The organism is Variovorax ginsengisoli, from assembly GCF_030486595.1.
Classification (GTDB): domain Bacteria; phylum Pseudomonadota; class Gammaproteobacteria; order Burkholderiales; family Burkholderiaceae_C; genus Variovorax; species Variovorax ginsengisoli_B.
Window position 1 is genome coordinate 13,009 of the sequence record NZ_JAUJZH010000013.1, and the last position, 21,437, is coordinate 34,445.

20 protein-coding genes are annotated in these 21,437 nt (G+C 68.9%); 1 reads left to right on the plus strand and 19 read right to left on the minus strand.

What is annotated here, in order from left to right:
• Positions 1 to 21 precede the first annotated feature (21 nt).
• From QZH52_RS18295 to QZH52_RS18365, 15 genes are read right to left on the minus strand one after another with little or no spacing between them, the layout of a single operon-like run.
• On the minus strand, positions 22 to 792 hold the full coding sequence (locus tag QZH52_RS18295; protein WP_286538126.1) for an SDR family NAD(P)-dependent oxidoreductase: 771 nt from the start codon (positions 790 to 792) through the stop codon (positions 22 to 24).
• On the minus strand, positions 785 to 1,798 hold the full coding sequence (locus QZH52_RS18300; protein ID WP_301811691.1) for a branched-chain amino acid ABC transporter permease: 1,014 nt from the start codon (positions 1,796 to 1,798) through the stop codon (positions 785 to 787). Before QZH52_RS18300 ends, QZH52_RS18295 begins: the two co-directional genes overlap by 8 nt.
• A gap of 20 nt (positions 1,799 to 1,818) precedes the next feature.
• Entirely contained in the window at positions 1,819 to 2,703 is an 885-nt protein-coding gene (locus QZH52_RS18305) for a branched-chain amino acid ABC transporter permease (protein WP_286538123.1), read from the minus strand.
• Between the two features lie 29 nt (positions 2,704 to 2,732).
• Complete coding sequence (locus QZH52_RS18310; RefSeq protein ID WP_286538121.1) at positions 2,733 to 3,446, minus strand: ABC transporter ATP-binding protein; 714 nt, start codon at positions 3,444 to 3,446, stop codon at positions 2,733 to 2,735.
• Positions 3,439 to 4,209 (minus strand): ABC transporter ATP-binding protein, encoded by a 771-nt coding sequence (locus QZH52_RS18315; RefSeq protein WP_301811696.1) that lies wholly within the window; start codon positions 4,207 to 4,209, stop codon positions 3,439 to 3,441. The genes QZH52_RS18310 and QZH52_RS18315 overlap by 8 nt, the downstream gene beginning before the upstream one ends.
• On the minus strand, positions 4,206 to 5,087 hold the full coding sequence (locus tag QZH52_RS18320) for an SMP-30/gluconolactonase/LRE family protein (protein ID WP_301811698.1): 882 nt from the start codon (positions 5,085 to 5,087) through the stop codon (positions 4,206 to 4,208). The genes QZH52_RS18315 and QZH52_RS18320 overlap by 4 nt, the downstream gene beginning before the upstream one ends.
• A gap of 22 nt (positions 5,088 to 5,109) precedes the next feature.
• Positions 5,110 to 6,342 carry an ABC transporter substrate-binding protein gene (locus QZH52_RS18325; RefSeq protein ID WP_286538117.1) on the minus strand — a complete coding sequence of 411 codons (1,233 nt, stop codon included), beginning with the start codon at positions 6,340 to 6,342 and terminating at the stop codon, positions 5,110 to 5,112.
• 42 nt (positions 6,343 to 6,384) lie between these two features.
• A complete protein-coding gene (locus QZH52_RS18330) occupies positions 6,385 to 8,706 on the minus strand; it encodes an acyl-CoA dehydrogenase family protein (protein ID WP_301811703.1) in 2,322 nt (773 codons plus the stop codon).
• A gap of 38 nt (positions 8,707 to 8,744) precedes the next feature.
• On the minus strand, positions 8,745 to 10,406 hold the full coding sequence (locus tag QZH52_RS18335; RefSeq protein WP_301811706.1) for a 3-(methylthio)propionyl-CoA ligase: 1,662 nt from the start codon (positions 10,404 to 10,406) through the stop codon (positions 8,745 to 8,747).
• A gap of 24 nt (positions 10,407 to 10,430) precedes the next feature.
• Positions 10,431 to 11,195 (minus strand): SDR family NAD(P)-dependent oxidoreductase, encoded by a 765-nt coding sequence (locus QZH52_RS18340; protein WP_301811710.1) that lies wholly within the window; start codon positions 11,193 to 11,195, stop codon positions 10,431 to 10,433.
• Positions 11,196 to 11,199: 4 nt separating this feature from the next.
• The gene (locus QZH52_RS18345) at positions 11,200 to 12,234 is read right to left on the minus strand and encodes a tripartite tricarboxylate transporter substrate binding protein (RefSeq protein WP_301811712.1); all 1,035 of its coding nucleotides are present in this window, start codon (positions 12,232 to 12,234) and stop codon (positions 11,200 to 11,202) included.
• A gap of 3 nt (positions 12,235 to 12,237) precedes the next feature.
• Positions 12,238 to 12,924, minus strand: a complete 687-nt coding sequence (locus QZH52_RS18350; RefSeq protein WP_301811714.1) for a TetR/AcrR family transcriptional regulator — start codon at positions 12,922 to 12,924, stop codon at positions 12,238 to 12,240.
• A gap of 43 nt (positions 12,925 to 12,967) precedes the next feature.
• A complete protein-coding gene (locus QZH52_RS18355) occupies positions 12,968 to 13,741 on the minus strand; it encodes an enoyl-CoA hydratase/isomerase family protein (RefSeq protein WP_286527207.1) in 774 nt (257 codons plus the stop codon).
• On the minus strand, positions 13,741 to 15,861 hold the full coding sequence (locus tag QZH52_RS18360; RefSeq protein ID WP_301811721.1) for an acetate--CoA ligase family protein: 2,121 nt from the start codon (positions 15,859 to 15,861) through the stop codon (positions 13,741 to 13,743). Before QZH52_RS18360 ends, QZH52_RS18355 begins: the two co-directional genes overlap by 1 nt.
• A gap of 15 nt (positions 15,862 to 15,876) precedes the next feature.
• Positions 15,877 to 16,635, minus strand: a complete 759-nt coding sequence (locus QZH52_RS18365) for an SDR family NAD(P)-dependent oxidoreductase (RefSeq protein WP_301811724.1) — start codon at positions 16,633 to 16,635, stop codon at positions 15,877 to 15,879.
• Positions 16,636 to 16,719: 84 nt separating this feature from the next.
• On the opposite strand from QZH52_RS18365, the gene QZH52_RS18370 reads away from it, so the two are divergent.
• Complete coding sequence (locus QZH52_RS18370) at positions 16,720 to 17,301, plus strand: nuclear transport factor 2 family protein (RefSeq protein WP_301811726.1); 582 nt, start codon at positions 16,720 to 16,722, stop codon at positions 17,299 to 17,301.
• Positions 17,302 to 17,312: 11 nt separating this feature from the next.
• Here the strand turns inward: QZH52_RS18370 and QZH52_RS18375 are convergent, their stop codons facing one another.
• The 4 genes from QZH52_RS18375 to QZH52_RS18390 form a co-directional block, all read right to left on the minus strand.
• Positions 17,313 to 17,984: a TetR/AcrR family transcriptional regulator gene (locus QZH52_RS18375; protein ID WP_301811728.1), complete on the minus strand. Its 672-nt coding sequence runs from the start codon at positions 17,982 to 17,984 to the stop codon at positions 17,313 to 17,315.
• A 47-nt stretch (positions 17,985 to 18,031) separates the two neighbouring features.
• Positions 18,032 to 18,994: a Bug family tripartite tricarboxylate transporter substrate binding protein gene (locus QZH52_RS18380; RefSeq protein ID WP_301811731.1), complete on the minus strand. Its 963-nt coding sequence runs from the start codon at positions 18,992 to 18,994 to the stop codon at positions 18,032 to 18,034.
• A gap of 42 nt (positions 18,995 to 19,036) precedes the next feature.
• Complete coding sequence (locus QZH52_RS18385) at positions 19,037 to 20,197, minus strand: CaiB/BaiF CoA transferase family protein (RefSeq protein WP_301811734.1); 1,161 nt, start codon at positions 20,195 to 20,197, stop codon at positions 19,037 to 19,039.
• Positions 20,198 to 20,275: 78 nt separating this feature from the next.
• The gene (locus QZH52_RS18390) at positions 20,276 to 21,415 is read right to left on the minus strand and encodes an FAS1-like dehydratase domain-containing protein (RefSeq protein WP_301811737.1); all 1,140 of its coding nucleotides are present in this window, start codon (positions 21,413 to 21,415) and stop codon (positions 20,276 to 20,278) included.
• Positions 21,416 to 21,437: the final 22 nt, after the last annotated feature.

Genomic DNA, 21,437 nt, shown 5'->3' on the forward strand with positions numbered 1-21,437 from the left:
CACCAGGGCGGGTTCGCAGGGTCATGCGGCGAGCACCCCGCCGTCCACCGGCAGGGTGACGCCCGTGATGTAGCTGGCCATCGACGACGCCAGGAACAGCGCCGGCTCGGCGATCTCTTCGGGCCGGCCGACGCGGCCCAGCGGCGTGCGGCGCAGGAAGCCCTGCAGCCGCTGCGGATCGGCGCGGGTGGCATCGGTCATGGCCGTCTCGATCACGCCGGGTGCGATCGCATTGACGCGGATGCCGTCCGGCGCGAGGTCGACCGCCATCGACTGGGTCAGCATCTTCACCGCGCCCTTGGAGCCCGAATAGCCGATGCAGCCGGCCTGCGCGATGAAGGCCGCGCCCGAGGCGATGTTGATGACGCAGCCCCGCGTCCGACGCAGCGCGGGCAGGAAGGCGTGCAGCACGTTGAAGCCGCCCATAACGTTGACATCGAACACGCGGCGGATCTTGCGATGCGCGTCCGGCGCGTCGATGCCTTCGCGCAGCAGGATGCCGGCGTTGTTGACCAGCACGTCCAGCAGGCCGATCTCGCGGCCGACCCGTTCGGCCAGCTCGGCGCAGGCCGGCACGTCGGTGATGTCGAGCGCGAAGGCCCGGGCGCTGCCGCCGGCCTCGGCGATCTCGCGCACAGCGGCCTCGCAATCCTCGGCGCGCAGGTCGGCCAGCACCACGCGGGCCCCGGCGCGCGCATAGCGCACGGCGATGGCGCGGCCGATACCGCCGGCGGCGCCGGTCACCAGGGCGAGCCGGCCCTGCAGCAAGAGGGGGTCGGGACGCTCAGTCATGGACAGCTCCGGCACGCGGGGTCCGGGGAGGCACAGCGGCCGCCTCGGGGGTCTGGCCGAGTCTCGCGCGGCGGGCCAGGAAGGCATTGATCTCGCCCACGATGCCACGGCGGAAGAGCATGACCACCAGCACGAAGACGGTGCCCTGGACGATCATCACCGCCTCGGCGAAGGCGGACAACTGGTTGGCCATGGTCACGACCACCATCGCGCCCACCACCGGGCCGAGCATGGTCTGCAGGCCGCCGACGATGCCCATGAGCAGGGCCTCGCCCGAGGTGACCCAGCTCACGTCGGTGAGCGTGGCGATCTGGAACACGATGCTCTTCATGCCGCCGGCCAGTCCGGCCAGCGCAGCAGAGAGCGTGAAGGCCAGCAGCTTGTAGCGGTTGACCCGGTAGCCCAGCGAGATGGCGCGCGGCTCGTTGTCGCGGATGGCGGTCAGCACCTGCCCGAAAGGCGAATGCACCACGCGCCAGATCAGCCAGAAGGCGGCCACCACCGCGACCATGACCACGTAGTAGAGCGTGAGGTTGTCCTGCAGGCTCAGCAGGCCGAGCAGCTTGCCGCGCGGCACGTTCTGGATGCCGTCCTCGCCGCCCGTGAAGGGCGAGCGCAGCGCGATGAAATAGACCAGTTGGGCGCAGGCCAGGGTGATCATCGAGAAGGCGATGCCCGCGCGCCGGATCGCCAGCACGCCGGTGGTGGCGCCGATCGCCGCCGCCACGGCAGCACCGAAGAGCACGCCCAGCGCCGGGTCGAAGCCCCAGACCTTGACGGCATGCGCCGTCGCGTAGCCGGCCGAGCCGAAGAACATGGCATGCCCGAAGGACAGCAGCCCGACATAGCCGACCATCAGGTTCAGCGAGGCCGCGAGCAGCGCGAAGCACATCAGCTTCATCAGGAAGATGGGGTAGGCCACGAACGGCGCGGTGAGCAGCGCCAGCGCGCCAGCGGCCAGCAAAACCGTGCGGTGGCGATCGAAGAATGTGGAGGTAGCGGTCATGTTGTCTCCTTCGAGCGGTTTCAGCGCAGGCTGCCGAACAGGCCCTGCGGACGCACGGCCAGCACGATCAGCATGACCACGAACACCACCATGCCGGCGCCGTCCGGATACACCAGCTTGGTGATGCCTTCGAGCACGCCCAGGCCGAAGCCGGCCACGATCGCGCCCACGATCGAGCCCATGCCGCCGATCACGACGACCGCGAAGACCACGATGATCAGTTGGGAGCCCATCAGCGGATTGACCTGGTAGATCGGCGCCGCCATCACGCCGCTGAAGCCGGCCAGCGCCACGCCCAGGCCGTAGGTCAGCATCAGCATGCGCGGCACGCGCACGCCGAAGGTCCGCACCAGGTTCGGGTTCTCGGTGGCGGCGCGCAGGTAGGAGCCCAGCTTGGTCCGCTCGATCACGAACCAGGTCAGGATGCACATCCCCATCGAGGCGGCGATCACCCACAGCCGATACCAGGGGAAGAAGGCCATCGGCGTGTCCAGCCCGCCCGCGATCGGGTTCGGATAGGGCTGGCCGGTGGCGCCGAACTTGTAGCGGAACACGCCCTCCAGGATCAGCGCGAAGCCGAAGGTCAGCAGCAGCGCGTAGACATGGTCGATGTGATAGAGCCGGCGCAGCAGGGTGCGCTCAAGCGCGACGCCGCTCAGCCCCACCACCAGCGGCGCCAGCACGAGCGCCCACCAGTAGTTCAGGCCCAGGTACTCCAGCAGGCCCCAGGCGACGAAGGCGCCGAGCATGTACTGCGCGCCGTGGGCGAAGTTCACCACGCGCAGCAGCCCGAAGATGATCGCCAGGCCCAGGCTCATCAACGCATAGAGCGAGCCGTTGATCATGCCCACCAGCACCTGGCCCGCGATGGCGGCCAGTGGGAATCCAAACAAGGTGTCCGGCATAGGGTGTCTCTTTGTTTTCTTGTCTCGCGTCAGACGCCCAGCAGCGCCTCGATGCGGGCGTGGTCGGTGGCCAGGGTCTGGCGGTCGAAGTGCTCGGCGACCCTGCCCTCCTCGATCACGTAGAAGCGGTCGCCGACACCCGAGGCGAAGCGGAAGTTCTGCTCCACCATCAGGATCGTGAAGCCGCGCTGGCGCAGGATGCCGATGGCCTCGCCGATCTTCTCGATGATCACCGGCGCCAGGCCTTCGGTGGGTTCGTCCAGCAGCAGCAGCTTGGCGCCGGTGCGCAGGATGCGGGCGATCGCCAGCATCTGCTGTTCGCCGCCCGAGAGCCGCGTGCCGGGGCTCTTGCGGCGCAGCTTGAGGTTGGGAAACAGCGTGTAGATCTCTTCGAGCGTCATGCCGCCGGGCATCAGCACTGGCGGCAGCAGCAGGTTCTCTTCCACGTCCAGGCTGGCGAAGATGCCGCGCTCCTCGGGACAGTAGGCAACGCCCAGGCGGGCGATGTCCTCGGGCGCCATGCCCTGGGTGGGGCGGCCGTCGATCGCGATGTGGCCCCGACGCTTCGCGAGCAGGCCCACCACCGCGCGCAGCGTGGTGGTCTTGCCGGCGCCGTTGCGCCCGAGCAGGCACACGGCCTCCCCCGGCTGCACCACGAAGTCGATGCCGTGCAGCGCCTGCGTCTCGCCGTAGAAGCCGGTGAGGCCGCGCACCTCCAGGCAGGGCACGTTCTGTTCAGGCATGGGCGCCTCCCACGTAGGCTTCGCGCACGCGCGCATCGTTCGAGACTTCGTCGTAGCTGCCCTCGGCCAGCACCTCGCCGGCCTGCAGCACGGTGATGCGATCGCACAGCTCGGCCACGACCTTCATGTTGTGTTCCACCATCAGCACCGTGCGGTCCCGGGCCACCTGCGCGATCAGGCGCGTCACCGGCCCGATGTCCTCGTGGCCGAGGCCGGCGATCGGCTCGTCGAGCAGAATCAGCTCGGGCTCCAGCGCCAAGGTGGTCGCCAGCTCGAGCGCGCGCTTGCGGCCATACGACAGGTCGGCGGCGCAAAGGTCGGCGTAGGGCTCGAGGTTGACCGCGGCCAGCAGTTCGCGCGCGCGCCCGGTGTGGCGCTCCAGCACCCGCGCGCTGCGCCAGAAGGCGAATGTGCCGCCGGCCTTGCGCTGCAGCGCCACGCGCACGTTGTCCAGCACGCTCATCTGGCCGAAAACCGCCGAGATCTGGAACGAACGCACCATGCCGCCGATCGCCACGCTGGCCGGGTCGCTCTTCGTGATGTCGCGCCCGTTGTAGTAGATGCGTCCGGCACTGGCCGGGATGAAGGTGGTCAGCAGGTTGAAGCAGGTGGTCTTGCCGGCGCCGTTGGGGCCGATCAGGGCATGGATCGTGTGGCGCCGGATGTTCAGCGACACGTCCTTCACGGCATGGAAGCCGAGAAACTCCTTGCTGAGCCCTTCGGTGCGAAGGATGCAGTCGGTGGCGTGTGCCGGGTTCGTCACGCCAGACTCCGGTCGTCGAACAGCACCTCCGGCAGGCCGCGCACGCCCAGGCCGTGGAAGGCGAACAGCGCGCCCGCATCCGGATGGTCGCTGCGCAGCAGGTTGCCGGTGTTGCGGATGCTGGTGAGATACAGCACATCCAGGTCCGGCCCGCCGAAGCAGGGGCAGGTCGGGAACGGCGTCGGCACGTCGATGAGCGTCAGCAGCTGGCCGTCGGGCTGGAAGCGGCCGAGCTTGCCGCACTGGACCAGCGCGATCCACAGGCAGCCCTCGGCATCCACCGTGGCGCCGTCGGGCGCCGACCCGTGCGCCTGGGTGCTGAAGAGCGTGCGACGCGGCCCGACCGCCCCGGTGTCCGGGTCGTAGTCGACCACGCTGACATTGCCGCTCAGGCTGTCGGCGTGATAGAGGCGGCGGCCGTCGGGACTGAAACAGGTGGCATTGGCCAGCGCGATGCCGTCGAAGAGCGGCGTCACGCTGCCGTCGGTCTCGAGCCGGTAATAGCCGCCATCGGTGTCGTGCCGGCCCATCACCATCGAGCCGGCGACGAAGCGGCCCTGCCGGTCGGTGCGGCCGTCGTTCATGCGCATGGCCGGGCCCTTGTGCCGTACCTCCGCCAGCCGGCGCACGGCGCCCGTCGACAGGTCCATCAGGTGGAAGCCGTCCTCGAGCGCCAGCACCAGCCGGCCGCTGCACGTGAGCGCGATCGAGCCGACGTCGCTCGGCGTGCGCCACTCGCTGTACCGGCCTTGCGACATGCGCCGCACCAGCCTGGCCTTGGAATCGACCCAGTACAGCGACTGGTCGCGCGCATCCCACAGCGGGCATTCGCCCAGCCGGTCGCGCGTGTCGCCGATGATCTCTTGTCGTACGCTCATGTGGCCCCCTGCCCGCTCGTGCTCACTTCTTGACGAAATCGCAGCCGCCTTCAGACAGCGGACGAAACACCTTTTCGGCGGGGATCGCGGCGCCCACCGTGTAGAAGTCGTTCTTGCCCTTGGACTGCGCGGGGCTCTTCACCTCGACCGGATAGACCGGGCGCATCACCTGGCCGTCCTCGCGGATCTTCACGTCCTTGGACATGAAGTCGTTCACCGGCGTGGCCTTCATCTTCTCGACCACCGCCGGGCCGGCATCGCTGCCGGCCGCCTGCACGCCCTTCAGGTAGTGGGTCACGGCGCTGTAGACGCCGGCCATGATGTAGGTCGGCACCACCCCGTTGTTGCGTTCCATGAAGCGCTTGCTCCAGGCCCGCGAGGCGTCGTCCCGGTCCCAGTAGAAGGGCACGGTGATGTTCAGCCCCTGCGCGGTCTCCAGGCCCATCGCGGCGACGCTGTTGATCGTCATGCCGAACACGCTCACGCTCTGGCCGCCCTTGGTGATGCGGAACTCGGCCGCCTGCTTGAGGGAATTCGACAGGTCGAGCCCCGCGTTCAGGATCACGATCGCCTTGGCGCCGCTCGACTGCGCCTGCAGCAGGTAGGACGAGAAGTCGGTGGTGCCCAGCGGATGCTTGACCGAGCCCACCACCTTGCCGCCGGCCTGTTCGATGAAGCGCGTGGCCTCGGTCTGCAGCGCCGCGCCGAAGGCGTAGTCCACGGTCACGAAGAAGAAGGTCTTGATGCCCTTGTCGATCAGCGTCTGCACGCCGGCCTTGGGCAGCGAATAGGTGTCGACCAGGAACTGGAAGGCCATCGGGGAGCAGGCCTTGCCGGTGAGGTCGGAGGTGACGGTGCCGGCGATCAGGTAGGGCTTCTGCTTTTCCTTCATCAGCGTCTGCACGCCCAGCGCGATCGACGAGGCCGAGCCGCCGACGATCGCGTCCACCTTGTCGGCCTCCAGCCACTTGCGCGCCGCGTTCAGCCCGACGTCGGGCTTGTTCTGGTCGTCCATGGTCAGCAGCTCGACCGGCTTGCCGTTGACCTTGCCGCCGAAGTCCTCGATGGCCATCTTGGCGGCAAGCACCGAGCCAGGCCCGCCGTTGCCGGAATACGGGCCGCTCAGGTCGCCCATGAGGCCGATGCGGACCACGTCGTCCGAGATCTGGGCCTGGGCCAGGCCGGCGATCGCGGCCAAGCCGGCCGTGGCGAGGACGGCGCGCAAGGCCGCGATGGAGTGGCGAAAGGTGTTCATTTCTGTGTCTCCTGCTGTCGTTGGTGAAGGCTTGGCCGGGTATCAGGCGCGGCCCGAAGGCAGCGCCAGGATCTGCTTGGCGAGGATGTTGCGCTGGATCTCGTTCGAGCCACCGAAGATGGCGGGCATGCGCGAATCCAGGTACTGGTTCATCACGTCGGCCGCGATGTCGCCGATGACCACGTCGTCGACCTGGCCGCCGTGGTCGCCCGCGAGCTGCACCAGTTCGTCCGTGATGCGCTGGTAGGTCTCGGTGCCCCAGACCTTGAGGTAGGACACTTCCGGCCCGAGCTCTTCGCCGCCGCGCAGGCGCCCCATGAAGAGCTCGAACGCGGCCTTCAGGTCGCGCACGTCGAGCACCAGCTGCGCATAGCGGTCGCGGAAATCGCCCGCGGCGAGCGCATTCGTGGCCTCGGCCAGCCGGTCGAGCTGGGCCAGTGCATATTCGCACTGGCGCGGCGTGCCGAAGAAGATGCGCTCCTCGCGCAGGAACGAGTTGGCCACGCTCCAGCCATCGTCGATGCGGCCCACCACGTTCGACACCGGCACCCGGACGTTGTCGAAGAAGACCTCGCTGAATTCGCCCTCGCCCTTGAGGTTGACGATCGGCCGCACCTTCACGCCGGGTGACTTCAGGTCGATCAGCAGGAAGGTGATGCCGCGTTGCTTGGCGCCGTCGACCTTGCTGGTGCGCACCAGCGCAAACATCCAGTCCGCCCCCGGACCCAGCGTGGTCCAGGTCTTCTGGCCGTTGACGACCAGGAAGTCGCCGTCGCGCTCGGCGCGCGTGCGCAGGCTGGCCAGGTCGGAGCCCGCGTTCGGTTCGGAGTAGCCCTGGCACCACATGATCTCGCCGCTGAGCACGCGCGGCAGGTGGTAGTCGATCTGGGCCGGCGTGCCGTGCATCAGCAGCAGCTTGCCGATCGCGAGCCCGTGATCCGGAATGCGCGCGCAGCCGTGGCGTGCGATCTCCTCGGCGTAGATCACCTGCTTGGTCGCCGACAGGCCCATGCCGCCGGCCGTCTTGGGCCAGGCAGGCGCGAGCCAGCCCTTCTTCGACAGCGCCTGGTACCAGTCAGAGATGTCGGCGTAGTAGGCGCGCTTCTTCATGAAGCGCTTCTCGGGCGGGTAGTTGGCGGCGATCCAGGTCGCCAGCACGCGCCGGAACTCGTCGTCGGGCAGCTCGGCCACGTCGACGCCCTCCGGCACCACCAGGGGCGAGTTGTCGGACTGGCGCACGCGGCCGCTCTTCATCAGCTGGTCCAGGAAGCGGGCGCGCTGCCACAGCGGATTGCCGAGCCAGGCCGACAGCGCCAGCGCCCGCTTCAGGCACAGGCCGATGTCGGTTTCGTCGGCGATGCCCATGCCGCCGTGCAGCTGGATCGCGGTCTTCGAGACCCCCAGCGCCGTGGCGCCGGCGCGTGCGCGCGCCGCGCGGACCGACTGGATACGCGTGGACTCGTCGGCCGGGCGCGCCCAGTCCAGCAAGGCGTTCTCGGCCGAGGCGCGCGCCAGCTGGCAGAGCATCCACATGTCGACCATGCGGTGCTGCAGCGCCTGGAAGGACGCGATGGGCTTGCCGAACTGGACCCGCTGCGAGGTATAGGCCACCGTGGCTTCCAGCGCCCGTTCGGCGACGCCGACGAGTTCGAAGGCGCTGGCCAGCCGGGCCAGCTCGATCGCCTGCGCGACCGCGTCGCGCACCGCCGGGCCGCTGGCGAGCCGGGCGTCGGCCGCAAGCGCAAGCCCCTCGACCTCCAGTTCGCCGAAGTCGAGTCCGTCGACGGTGCGGGTCGTGCGGATCGCGGCGGGCTGCGTGATCCAGAACAGCGCCGGGATGCCGTCCTCCAGCGCGTAGACGAGGAAGCCGTCGGCAGCGTCGGCCAGCGGCACGAAGCACTTGGCCGCACCTTCCAGCCGCCAGCCCTCGCCGCTGCGGACGGCGCGCATCCGGACATCGTCGATGTCCAGCGCGCCGGCGGCTTCCTGCCAGGCCAGGGCCGCCAGCGTCCGACCGTCCAGCACCTGCTCGAGCAGCGCACGGGCGGGCGCCGAGCCGGTGGCGAGCGGCACCAGCGCCTGCACCACCATCAAGCCACAGGCGACATAGGGTTCCGGCGCCAGGCCGCGTCCCAGTTCGCTGGCGATCAGCATCGCCTCCGCCGCGCCCAGACCATGCCCGCCGAGCGATTCGGGGACCAGCACGCCGCTCCAGCCCGCCTCCGCCATCTCGCGCCAGACGCTGCGGTCGAAGGGAATGGCCTGGTCGCGCAGGCGCCGCACGCGCGCCGGGGCCGGGTGTCTTTCATGGAATGCCTGCACGCTGTCGCGCAGCATCGTCTGGGTTTCGTCGAGATGGGTCATGGGTTGGGAGCCTTGGTGCTGCGCGAACGTCGCGCGCGTCATGCGGCCGGGCCGCTCGCGGCCACGTCCGTCGGAAGCTGGTGAGATCGGAACTGTTCGCGCAACTTGAGCTTCTGCAGCTTGCCCGTGGCGGTATGCGGCAGCGCGTCCACGAAGACCACGTCGTCGGGCATCCACCACTTGGCGACCTTGCCGGACATGAAGGCCAGGATGTCCTCGCGCGTCGGCTGCATGCCGGTCTTGGGCACGACCAGGAGCAGCGGGCGCTCCTGCCAGCGCGAGTGGGCCACGCCGATCACGGCGGCCTCCTGCACGTGGGGATGCGCCACGGCCGCGTTCTCGAGGTCGATGGACGAGATCCATTCGCCGCCGGACTTGATGACGTCCTTCGAGCGGTCGGTGATCTGCACGAAGCCGTCGGGGTCGAGCGTGGCGACGTCGCCGGTCGGGAACCAGCCCGCGGCATCGGTGGCGTCGCCGTCGCCGCGGTAGTAGCCCGAAGCGACCCAGGGCCCGCGCGCCTTCAGGTCGCCGAAGGCCTTGCCGTCGTGCGGCAGCGGCTGGCCGTCCTCGCCGAAGATCTCGATCTGCACGCCGTAGATGGCGCGGCCCTGCTTGGCCTGCACGTCGTAGCGCTGCGCGAGAGGCAGCTCGCGGTGCTTGTCGAGCAGGGTGCCGATGGTCGCGAGCGGGCTGGTCTCGGACATGCCCCAGGCATGGATCACGTAGGCGCCGAAGAGCTCCTCGAACTTCTGGATCATGGCGCGCGGCGCCGCCGAGCCGCCGACGATCAGCCGTTCGAGCGCGATCTCCGACAGGTCGAGCGCGGCGCGGTTGCGCTCGATGTAGTCGAACAGGCCCAGCCACACGGTGGGCACGCCCAGCGAGAAATTGCAGCGTTCCTCGCGCAGCAGGCGATAGATGTTCTCGCCCGACAGATGCGGGCCGGGCAGCACCAGCTTGGCGCCGCACATGGCGCCCGCATAGGGCACGCCCCAGGCGTTGACATGGAACAGCGGCACCACCAGCAGCACGCTGTCGCGCGCCGAAATCGCCAGGCCGTCGGCCGCGCAGGCGGTGAAGGAATGCAGCACCGTCGAGCGGTGGCTGTACAGCACGCCTTTCGGGTTGCCGGTGGTGCCCGAGGTGTAGCAGAGCGACGATGCGGTGTTCTCGTCGAACACCGGCCATTCGAGTGCCGGCGACGCGTCGGCCAGCAGTTGCTCGTAGCACAGCAGGTTGGGCAGCTTCACGTCCGGCATCTGCGAACGCTCGCAGAGCGCGACGAAGCCCTTCACGCGGCCGAGCTGGGGCGCCAGCTCGGCCAGGGTCGCTGCGAAGCTGATGTCGAAGAAGACATAGCCGTCCTCGGCATGGTCGACGATGTAGGCGATCTGCTCCGGAAAAAGCCGCGGGTTGACCGTGTGCAGGATGGCCTGCATGCCCGAAACGCCGAAGTACAGCTCCAGGTGGCGGTGCGTGTTCCAGGCCAGCGTGGCGACCCGGTCGCCCGCGCCCACACCCAGATGCGCCAGGGCATTGGCCAGGCGCTTCGCGCGCTGCTGCACCTCGCGCCAGTTGCTGCGGTGGGTGCTGCCGTCCGGCATGTGGCTGACGATCTCGCGGTCGCCGTGGAAGGCCGCGGCATGGTCGATGAGTCCGGACAGCAGCAGGGGATGCTGTTGCATCAGGCCGTTCATGAAGTCTCCTTGGTCCGATCCGGTTCAGTGGTAGCTGCGCCCGCCGTCGACCGCCAGCACGATGCCGGTGACGAAGGAGGATTCGGCGCTGCTCAGGTAGAGCGCGGCCAGCGCGATCTCGTGCGGCTCGCCGATTCGGCCCAGCGCGTAGCGCGGGCCGACCTGCTCGCGCAATTCCTCGGGGCTGTAGCCGCCGCGCACCATGGGCGTGTCGACCGCGCCGGGGCAGACGGTGTTGACGCGCACCTGCGGTGCCCATTCAATCGCGAGCGAGCGGGTGAGCGAGATCACACCGGCCTTCGAGGCCGCGTAGGCGCTGCGCTGCTTGAAGGGCGCCAGGCCCTGGCCCGACGCGAAGTTGACGATGGTGCCGGCGCCTGCCTCGCGCAAGTGCGGCAGGCAGGCGCGGCAGACGATGAAGCTGCCGGTGAGGTTCACCTCCAGCACGCGCTTCCAGTCCGCCAGGCTCACCTGGTCGGCCCAGTCGGTGTTGGCGATGCCCGCGGCGTTGACCAGACCGTCGAGGCCGCCAAAGGCTTCGGCGGCGTGGGCCACCGCGCGTTCCACGGCATCCGGGTCGGTCACGTCGGCTTCGAGGCAGAGCGCCTCGCCCGGCAGGCCCTCCGGCCGCTGCCGGTCCAGCGCCGCGACGCGCGCCCCGGCGCGCAGGAAGAGCTCGGCCACCGAGTGGCCGATGCCGGAGGCCGCGCCGGTGACGAGGATGCGCCGGCCGGCGAGGCGGCCCTCGACCTTCAGGTCGGCGGGCGCCAGGGGTGCGTGTGCTTGCATGGTCTCAATCCGCCCTGATGTTCTTGTCCCGGATCACCGGGCCCCAGCGTTCCGCTTCCGACTTCAGGTAGGCGGCGAATTCGGCCTGGGTCATGGGCAGCGGCTCGACACCCGCGCGGTCGATGGCCTCGCGCATGTCCGGCGTGTCCAGCACCGCCCGGATGTCGGCATGGAGCCGGCTTTGGATCGGCTTCGGCGTGCCCTCGGGCACCAGCACGCCGAACCAGCTCGCGGTCGCGAAGTTGGCCAGCTCGGGCACGCCCGATTGCGCGATCGGCTTGAGATCGGGTGCCAGGGTCGACGGCTTCAGCGAACTGATGCCGAGCGCCTTGAGCTTGCCGGCCTTGACGAAGGCCAGCGCCGCCTTCGAATCGAACATGCCCTGAACCTGGCCGCCGATCAGGTCGTTCAGCCCTGGGCCGTTGCCCTTGTACGGCACGTGGACGATGCTGACGCCGATCTGCGAGGCGAACAGCTCGGCACCGATGTGCGGGCTCGAGCCGTTGCCCGACGAGGCGAAGCTGAAGGGCTTGCCCGAGGTCCGGATGTACTTCACCAGCGACGGCACGTCGTCGGCCGGCACCGAGGGATGCACGAACAGGATGGCGGGCGCGACGGCGATCATCGCCAGCGGCTCCAGCGCGCTCTGCTTGTAGGGCAGGTGGGACATCATGAACGGGTTGGTGGTGAAGCCGAAGCTGGTCACCAGCAGGGTCTTGCCGTCCGCCGGCGCACGGGCCGCGGCCGCCGTGCCGATCACCGTGCCGCCGCCCGCGCGGTTGTCCACGATCACCGGCTGGCCCCAGCGCTCGGCGAGCCGCTGGCCCAGGGCGCGGGCCAGGTTGTCGGTGAGGCCGCCCGCCGCATACGGCACGATCAGCGTGACGGGTCCGCCGGGAAACGGCGGGGTCTGCGCAGCCGCCGGCAGCGTGGCCAGCGCGGCGACTGCCCACAGTGCTGTCGCCGCAGCCCTTCTCCAAAAATGACTTGCCGGCCGGTCAATGAGAAGAGCGAGAAAGGTGGAAAGCATGGTTCTCATGGTTCAGGCCTTGGCTGAGCGGGCCGCGGGCGGCCCGGCGGCTGCCGTGTCCGCCGGACGCGCTTCGGCGAGCAAGCCGTGCAGCGCCATGTCCAGAAACTGCCGCATCACTTCGGTGACGCCCAGGCGGCCATCGGGCCGGTGCCAGTTGGTCATCTGGTTCAGGCCGGACAGAAGAAAGCGGCCCGCGATGGCGGGATCGATGGCGCGCACCTCGCCGCTGGCGATGCCCTCGGAAATGCACTGCCGCAACAGGTTCTCGTAGCGGTCGCGCAGCGCGATCGCGGCCAGGTGCTGCCCTCCCCTGCCGCCTTCGCGGAAGGCCCGGGAGCCGGCGATCCACCGATCGCGCGCCAGGTCGAACACGTCCGCCGAGGATTGCATGAAGGCGCGGATGCGCGCCGTCGGAGAGTCCGCGGCGGCCACAGCGGCGGACACGTCGTCCACCAGGGACTGCATCGACTCCAGCACCACCCGCTCGTACAGCGCTTCCTTGTTGGGGAAGTAGTAGTAGAGCGCGGCCTTGGTGATGTCTGCGACTTCCGCGATGTCCCGCATCGAGGTGCGCTCGTAGCCGTCGCGCGCGAACAGGCTGCGCGCGATGGCCAGCAGCTGGTTCTCGCGCGTGTCCGGTGCATCGGCCGCCGCCGCGCGGGCGGGTGGCGATGAAGCGGTTCGGCGTTGGGACATGGCGAAGCGAACGAAATGGTGGAATGCGGACGACGCGCCTGGCTCAGCGTCCGGTGAAGACCGGCTTGCGCTTCTCGAAGAAGGCGCGCTGCGCTTCCTTGGTGTCTTCGGTCTTCGACAGCGCCACCGTGTTGCCCTGCTCGTAGCGGTAGGCGTCGCGCGGCGGCATCGTCAGGGTCATGCGCGCGGCTTCCTTGGCCAGCCGCACCGCGATCGGGCTCTTGGATGCGATCTCGCGCGCGATGCCCATCGCATAGGGCATCAGCTCGGCCGCCGGCAGGCAGGCTTCGACCAGGCCGAGCCGGTACAGCTCCTGCGCCGACACCTGCATGCCCGTATAGAACATGCGGCGCGCGCGCGACTGGCTGAAGAACTTCTGCAGGAAGGTGACGCCGCCGGCCAGGCCGACGTTGATCTCGGGCATCGATACATAGGCGTCCTCCGAGGCGACCCAGATGTCCGATCCCATCACCAGGCCGAAGCCGGCGCCGAGCGCGGCGCCGTTGATGGCGGCGATCACCGGCTTGGAACATTCGACCACCGCGTAGTAGGACTCCCGCACCAGCCGGTTGTGGCGGCCGTAGGCACCCGGCGTGGCCGCCAGGTTGGGCCGCTCGCGGATGTCGGCGCCGGCCGAGAACAGCTTGCCGCTTCCGGTCAGCACGATGGCGGCGACCTCGTCCATGTCGCTGAGCGTGTCGAACACCTCCGTGATCTCCGCCCGCATCTCGGCGTTCTGTGCATTGACCGGCGGGCGGTTCAGCGTGACGACGGCGATGCCGTCCTCGATCGTCAGGGTGAGTGTCTTGAGGTCCATCATGCGTGTTCTCTCGGGTTGGGGTTGACGGGGGCTTGGCGCATGGAGATCAGGGCATCCAGGCACACGCCCCCCTGGGGCTTGACGACGAAGGGGTTGATGTCGATGCCGGCCAGGTGGTCGGCATGGCGCAGCGCGAATTCCGACAGCCGGCTGAGCGCATCGGCGAGGGCTCGCGTGTCGTAGGCCGGGCCGCCGCGCCAGCCCTTCAGCAGGGCCGACGAACGCACCGCGTCGACCAGCGACATCGCCTGCGCGGGCGTGAGCGGCGCGGAGGCGAAGGCCACGTCCTTGAACAGCTCGACGGCCGTGCCGCCGAGGCCGAACATGACCATCGGCCCGAACACCGGATCCATGTGGACGCCGATGATGGTCTCCACGCCGCCGCGCACCATCGGCGCGATCAAGACGCCATCGATGCGGGCCTGCGGCGCGCGCTCGGCGGCACGGGCCATCAGCGTGTCGTAGGCGGCAGCCACCGCGCCGGCGTCCGCCAGGCCCACGAGCACGCCGCCCACCTCGGTCTTGTGCGGGATGTCGGCGGAGACGATCTTGGCGACCACCGGGTAGCCCATGCCGTCCGCGGCACGCGCGGCCGACGCGGCGCTGGTGCAGGTCTGTTCGGGCAGCACGGGGATGCCGGCCGCGCCGAGCAGCGCCTTGGCCTCGGCCTCGGTCGCGGCCTGCGGCAGGGGCTCGGAGCCGCTGGCGGCGGGGCTGTCGCTGCGCATCTCGCGCCGCAGTCTGGCCATCCGCGCTGCACCGGCGACCGCGCGCACCGCGCGGGACGGATCGGCGAAGACGGCGACGCCCGCGGCCTCGAGCCGCTCGGTCACGCCCTGCTCGGACAGCATCACCAGCACCAGCGGCCGGTCCGGATGCGCCGCCCGGATCTCGATCATCCGCTGCTCGGTCGATGCGAATCGCGACGGCGACAGGCCGACGTGTGCCAGGTAGGCGAACAGGGTGCCGAAAGGCGAGCCGGGCAGCAGCATCGCATCGAGCACGCGGGCCACGCCGTCGGGCACCGCGGTGACCTGCGCGGTGGTGTCGTAGGGATTGGCCGGCACCGCGAAGGGCAGCAGTTCGCGCAGGGCGTCGGCCGAGCCGGTGGTGATCGGCGGCAGCGCCATGCCGAGCTCGGACGCGTCGTCCGCCATCAGGATGCCGATGCCGCCCGAGCCGGTCATGATGCCGATGCGCTCGTTGGCCGGCAGCTGGCCGGTGACGGCGCACAGGTGAGCGATGTCGAGCATCTCCTCGATCGATGCCGCGCGGTGCGCGCCGCACTCGGCGAACACGGCGTCGTAGATCGCGTCGTTGCCCGCCAACGAGCCGGTGTGCGTCGCGGCGGCGGCGGCACCGACCTCGGTCCGGCCGATCTTCATGATGACCACCGGCTTGCCGGCGGCGGCCGCCTTGCGCAGCGCCGCGCGCAGCCGGGCGCCGTCCTTGCAGGCCTCCAGCGCGGCGCAGATGACGCGCGTGTCGGCGTCGTCGGCCAGGTAGTCGATGCATTCCGCCACGTCGACGTCGGCCTCGTTGCCGGTCGCGATCACGCGGCTGAGCCCGATGCCGCGCAAGGTCGCCATGCCGTACGCGGCCGAGCCGAAGGCACCGCTCTGCGTGGCCATGCCGATCACGCCCGGCTTGGGCCGCAGGCCGTTCAGGGCGGTGGAGAAGGTGGCGTAGAACTTCGCCGACGGATTGAGCAGCCCGAGCGCATTCGGGCCGACCATGCGCATGCCCGCTTCCTTGCAGATGCGCACCAGCCGGGCCTGCAGTTCGGCGCCCGCCGCGTCGGCCTCCGCGAAGCCCGCGGTGAAGACCTGGACCACCTTCACGCCCTTGCGGGCGCAGTCCTGCAATGCGGCCTCGACACCCGGCACGGGCACCGCGACGATGGCATGGTCGACCGCGCCGGGCACGTCGGCCAGGCTGGCGAAGGCGGGCAGGCCCTGGATCTCGGCGGCGCCGCTGCGGTTGACCGGGTACAGCGCGCCGGCGAAGCCCGCCTCGACCAGGAAGCGAAGCGGCCGCCCGCCGATGCGCTCGGGGTCGGACGAGGCGCCGATGATGGCCACCGACGACGGGAAGAAAAGCGGATGGAGCGAATGCATGGGTGCGGCGCCGGTTCAGAGAAACGCGTGCGTCACGCCGCCGTCGATCAGCATCGACTCGCCGGTCATGAAGCCGCTGTCGTCGCCCGCCAGGAACACCGCGGCGTTCGCGATGTCCTCGACCTGGCCGAGGCGGCCTACGGGCGTCCGCGCGATGCGCTTCGCCATGCCGGCCTCGTCGACGTTGATGCTCACGCCCTCGGTCATGATGGTGCCGGGCGCAATGGCGTTGACGCGGATCTTCTTCGGCCCGAGTTCTACCGCCGAGGCCCGGGTCAGTCCCAACACCCCGGCCTTGACGCCGCAGTAGATCAACCCGTTGGGCATGCCGAGGAATCCGGCCGCCGATGCGATGTTGATGATGGAGCCGCCGCGGCCCCTGGCCATCAGGCCGGCGGCGACCTGCGTGCCCCAGACCACCGACTTGAAACCGGTCGCGACCATGCGATCGAGCGTCTCGGGCGTGATCGCGTCGATCGGGCCGTAGCGCACCCAGATGGCGTTGTTGACCAGCACGTCGAGCCGACCGTGGTCGCGCTCGAGCATGGAGACCGCCGACTCGAAGGTGGCCCGCTCGGCCACGTTGCCGGCACAGGCCACGGCCTGCCCGCCTTGCTCGCGGATCGCCTGCGCCGAGCGCTCGGCGTTCTCGGCCTTGATGTCCAGCACCGCGACGATCGCGCCTTCGGCGGCGAATCGCTCGCAGATCGCTCGTCCGATGCCTTGTGCGCCGCCTGTCACCAGGGCCACCTTGCCTTCCATGCGTAAAGCCATGCTTGTCTTCCGTGCTCTATTTGCAGAAAATTCTACCGGCCGGTTAGTAAGTCGATGAAGCGTTTTTTGACTAGGAGATACCCTATGGACCGCAACGAAATGAACGCCAGCGTGGTCGAGCTGATGGACCGCGAGGCCATCCGCGAGTGCATGTTTCGCTATTGCCGCGGCATCGACCGCCAGGACGAAGCTGCCTTGCGCAGTGCCTACTGGCCCGACGCGACCGACCGCCACGGGCCCTACCAGGGCAGCGCCACGGGATTCGTCGACTGGGCTCTGGAGAAGTTGCGCACCCAGGGCGAGCGCTCGGTGCACAACGTCGCCAACCTGTCGATCACCCTGCGCGGCATGCAGGCCGCGGTGGAGACCTACTTCACGGCCCTGCAGCGCGACCGCGACGCGCAAGGCATCGCGCGCGAGGTCTTCCTGGCCGGCCGCTACCTCGACCGCTTCGAGAAGCGCGACGAGGAATGGCGCATCGCGCAGCGCACTGTGGTGTACGACTGGGTACGGCCGCTGGGCACGCCCGACGGCAGCGAGGCGGAGCGCTTCGGTCCGCGGCAGCCGATCGGTGGCGTGCGTGGCGACGATCCGGTCCATGCGCTGCTGGCTGCAATACAGCAGCCAGGCAGCCAGGACGACCCCGGGTCAGCGAGAAATCTCTGAAGAAGCGCGCCTCAGGGCTTCGGCGCAGCGCGACGGCCCGCGGCCTTCGCGCCCTTGGCCGCGCCCGGCGCATTCATCCCGACCAGGATGATGTCGAGATACTGCTCGATCACCTGGCGCGGCTTCAGCCGCCCGTCGGGCTTGATCCATCGCGTCATCTGATTGAGCGTCGACAGCAGCAGGCGCCCCGCCGTCGCCGCGTCGAGTTCGCGAAACTCGCCCGAGGCCACGCCCCTGGCGATGCAGCCACGCAGCAGCTTCTCGAACCGGTCGCGGCGGCCGACCGCGGCTTCGCGTATTTGCGGACCCATGCTCGACCAGAAGACATTGGACCCGGCGATCCAGGCGTCGGGCGCTTCCGCGAAGACATCCGCCGCGGTCAGCATGAAAGCGCGCACCTGCTCGGTCGCGCCATCGGCCTGCTCCACCGCTTCGCTCACGCGATCGATGAGCGCCTGGAGGTTGTCGACGACGATCTGCTCGTAGAGCGCTTCCTTGTTGGGGAAGTGATAGTAGAGCGCGGCCTTGGTGATGTGCGCTTGCTCGGCGATGTCGCGCAGCGAGGTGCCGGCGTAGCCATGGGTGGCGAAGAGGCGGGAGGCGATCTCGATCAGCTGGGTCGGGCGGTCCTCGACCGTGGCGCTTGCGCCCGCCTTTGTCCGTGCTGCTCTGTCGGTTGCCATCCATGCCCTCGTTGATGGGCGTGAATATACTTCATGGCCCCTGCCGGCTACTCCAGCTTCATGCCGGCACTCTTGACGAGCGGCCCCCACTTGTCTCGTTCGGTGCGGGCGAAACGCGCCAAGCTGTCGGGCGTTCCCCCGGCGGCTTCGTGGCCGAGTTCGAGCAGGCGCTGCCGCGCTTCGGGCAAGGCCAGGATCTTGGCGATCTCCACATTCAGCTTCTGGATGATGGCGGCGGGTGTCCCGTGGGGCGCATAGAGCCCGTTCCATGCGATCACCTGGAAACCCTCCAGGCCCTCGCCGGCCGCCGGTGGCGTACCCGGCAGAAGTGGCGAGTCCTTGAGCGAAGTCACAGCCAGCGCCTTCAGCTTGCCGCTCGCGACGAAGGGACGTGCCGCGCTCGCCGTGTCGATGGCGACCAGCACCTGCCCGCCCATGAGATCCGTCATCGAGGTGCCTGAACCTTTGTAGGGGACGGCACGCATCACCATGCCGCTTTGCTTCTGGATGAGCTCCAGCACCAGTCGCGACGTCGTGCTCGGCAGGCCGACGTTGACGACATCGGGCCGCGCCTTGGCGTCCGCCAGCAGGTCGGCCATGGTCTTGTAGGGCGCATTCGGGTTGGCCAGGATCACCATCGGAAAGGTGCTGACCAGTGCCACCGGCTCGAAGTCCTTCTCCGGGTCGAAGGGCATCGAGGGATAGAGGAACTGGTTGAGCACATGGGTTCCGTTGGTTCCCATGAGCAGCGTATAGCCGTCGGGCGCAGCGCGCGCCACTTCGGCGGCCCCGATGTTGCCTCCGGCGCCCGCGCGGTTTTCGATCACCAGCGCCTGCCCCAGCGCGCGGCCCAGATGCTCGGCCAGGTACCGGGTCGCGACATCCGTCCCCTGCCCTGCCTGGTAGGGCACGATGACGCGTATCGGCTTGTTGGGATAGCTTTGCGCCGAGACGATGGAAGAGGTCCAGAGCGCGACCAGCGCGATCAAGAGGCTGAAGATCCGATTCATGACTTTGTCTCCGTTGCTTGTTATAGGTGCGATTGCCGTTGCTCAGGGCGCTTCGCCGAGAAGCTCCTGGGCATGCTGGTCCAGGCGCGGCGGAGGTCGACCCGGCCGGCCCGGTGTCCGCGACAGGCGCACCGGGACACCGATGCCCCGGTAGCCGTCGCTGCTCACACTCATGGCCCGGTGCGACGCATGGGCCTGCGCGAACGCTTCGGGCACCGTGTGTACCGGCCCGACCGGGACGCCGACGTGCATCAAGGCGCTGCAGAGGGTTTCTCGCTTCCACCCCGAGAGGGCCGCCTCGATCTGCTGCCGCAACGCGTCGCGATGTTCGAGGCGTGCGGCATTGACCGCGAAACGCGGGTCGCTCGCGAGCGCCGGAAGTTCCATCACGGCGCAGAACTTGGCGAACTGGCGGTCATTGACGATGCCGAGAAAAACCAATCCGTCCTGGCAATGAAACTTGTCGTAGGGCGCGATGTTCGGATGCGCGCTTCCCAGCAGGCCGGGCACCTGGTCCGAGTGCATCCAGTTGGCCGCATGGGGCACCAGCAAGCTCAATGCGGAATCGAACAGCGTCGCTTCGACGCGTTGCCCGAGGCCGGTGCGGTCGCGGTGATGCAGCGCGAGCAGGATGCCGGTCAGCGCGGTGTAGCCCGTCAGGTGATCGACGATCGGAATGCCCATCCGGGTCGGGCCGGACGAGGGCTCCCCATTGATGCTCATGAGGCCGCACATGGCTTGCAACACGGCGTCGTAGCCTGGCAGGCTGCCCAGCGGCCCGTCCGCTCCGAAGCCGGAAATCGAGCAGTAGATCAAACCGGGAAAGCGCGGCTTCAACTCGTCCTCGAAATCCAGCCCCCAACGTTGCATCGTGCCGGGAATGAAGTTCTCGACCAGCACGTCGGCCTCTTCTAGAAGACGCATCAGCGTCTCCCGGCCCTGCGGGACTGCAAGGTTCAGCGCGATGCCGCGCTTGCCTCGATTGACCGCCGTGAAGTAAGCCGCATCGCCGTCGTCATTGAACGGCGGGCCGAGCGTCCGCGTCTCGTCGCCCGACGGCGGCTCGACCTTGATCACGTCGGCCCCATGGTCGGCAAGCATCTGGGTGCACAAGGGCCCGGCCAGCACCCTGGACAGGTCGATCACCCGCAGCCCGGCTAGCGCCCCGCGCCCGTTGGCACTTCGCTCTGGAGTATTTGGCATAGCTGATCCGAGAGGCATCGCCCGAGGCGATGCCGGTTTGCCACCTGGCCTTCGCCCCCGGCAAGGGGGCGAGGCGACTCAACCGCGCGTCGGCAGTTCGACGACGCCCGAGCCGATCACCGACAGCTCGTCGTCCTGGTTGTGAGCCTCCTGGGAGATCTCCACCAGGTGGCGCCCGTTCTCGATGAACTTGCGCTTCACGAATCCCTTGATGAACAGCATGTCGCCTTCGGGGTTGTGGCGGCGGATCTTGCAGTGCGCCTTGCGCAGGAAGCCGTCGTCGCCCATCCAGTTGGTCAGGTGATGCGTGAGCCACGACGTGCGCTCCGGACCGTAGTCGTAGGCGCCGGGGGCACCAACCTCGAGCGCGAAGTCTTCTTCCCAGTGCACACGTTCCGGCACGTCCGGGATGCCGAAGCGGTTGGTGATGCCGACACCGGGGTGGGCGTCGATGAGCTTCCATGCCAGCTTGTTGGCGCGGATGTACAGGCCGCCCCAACCCTGCGCATAGGCGATGAACCCGGTCACGGTCATCGGTCCCTTGAACATCACCGGCAGCGCCTCGCCCTCCTTCACGTCTTCCCAGTAGCGGGGCGTGGCGCCGCGCACTTCTTCCTTGGCGTAGAGCTTGTACGCCTCCTGGATCTCCTCGGCCGAGTAGCGGCGCGGCGCCCGGGCCCGCACCTCCTTGTACTTGCTGCCTTGCTCGCGGGCGTGGTCGCGCTCGGTGCGGAAGCACCAGCTGTCGGCCTCGGCCACCTTGTCGCCTTCCTGGTTGAAGAAGTCGACGTGATAGGTCTGCTGGACGGCGCGGCCGGCGAAGCGGGTCTGGTGCTCGACCAGGTCCTTCAGGTAGGCCTCGGTCCGGATGGTGTCGTTGCGGTGGACCGGCTTGTGCCATTCCCAGTCGGCGCCCGACCACATGGCATGGACACCCGGCAGCCCACCGACGTAGCCGGACACGATCCGGCTGGTGGAGAACAGGAAGCTCGGCAGGGCAATGAGGCCGCCGTACTTCGTCTTCGCCGCGTAGTCGGGGTCGCACCACAGGGGGTTGTCGTCGCCGATGCCGTGCGCGTAGTGCCGGATGTTGTCGCGCGTTGCCTCGTAGCACCACGGCTCGGCGGTGGCGCCGATCTTCTGGCCGATGCGCTCGCGCAACTCGTCCATGCCGTTGTCGGTGATCTTGGGGAAGCTTCTTTCGGTGGTGGTGGACATGCCGTCTCCTGTTGATTGAAAG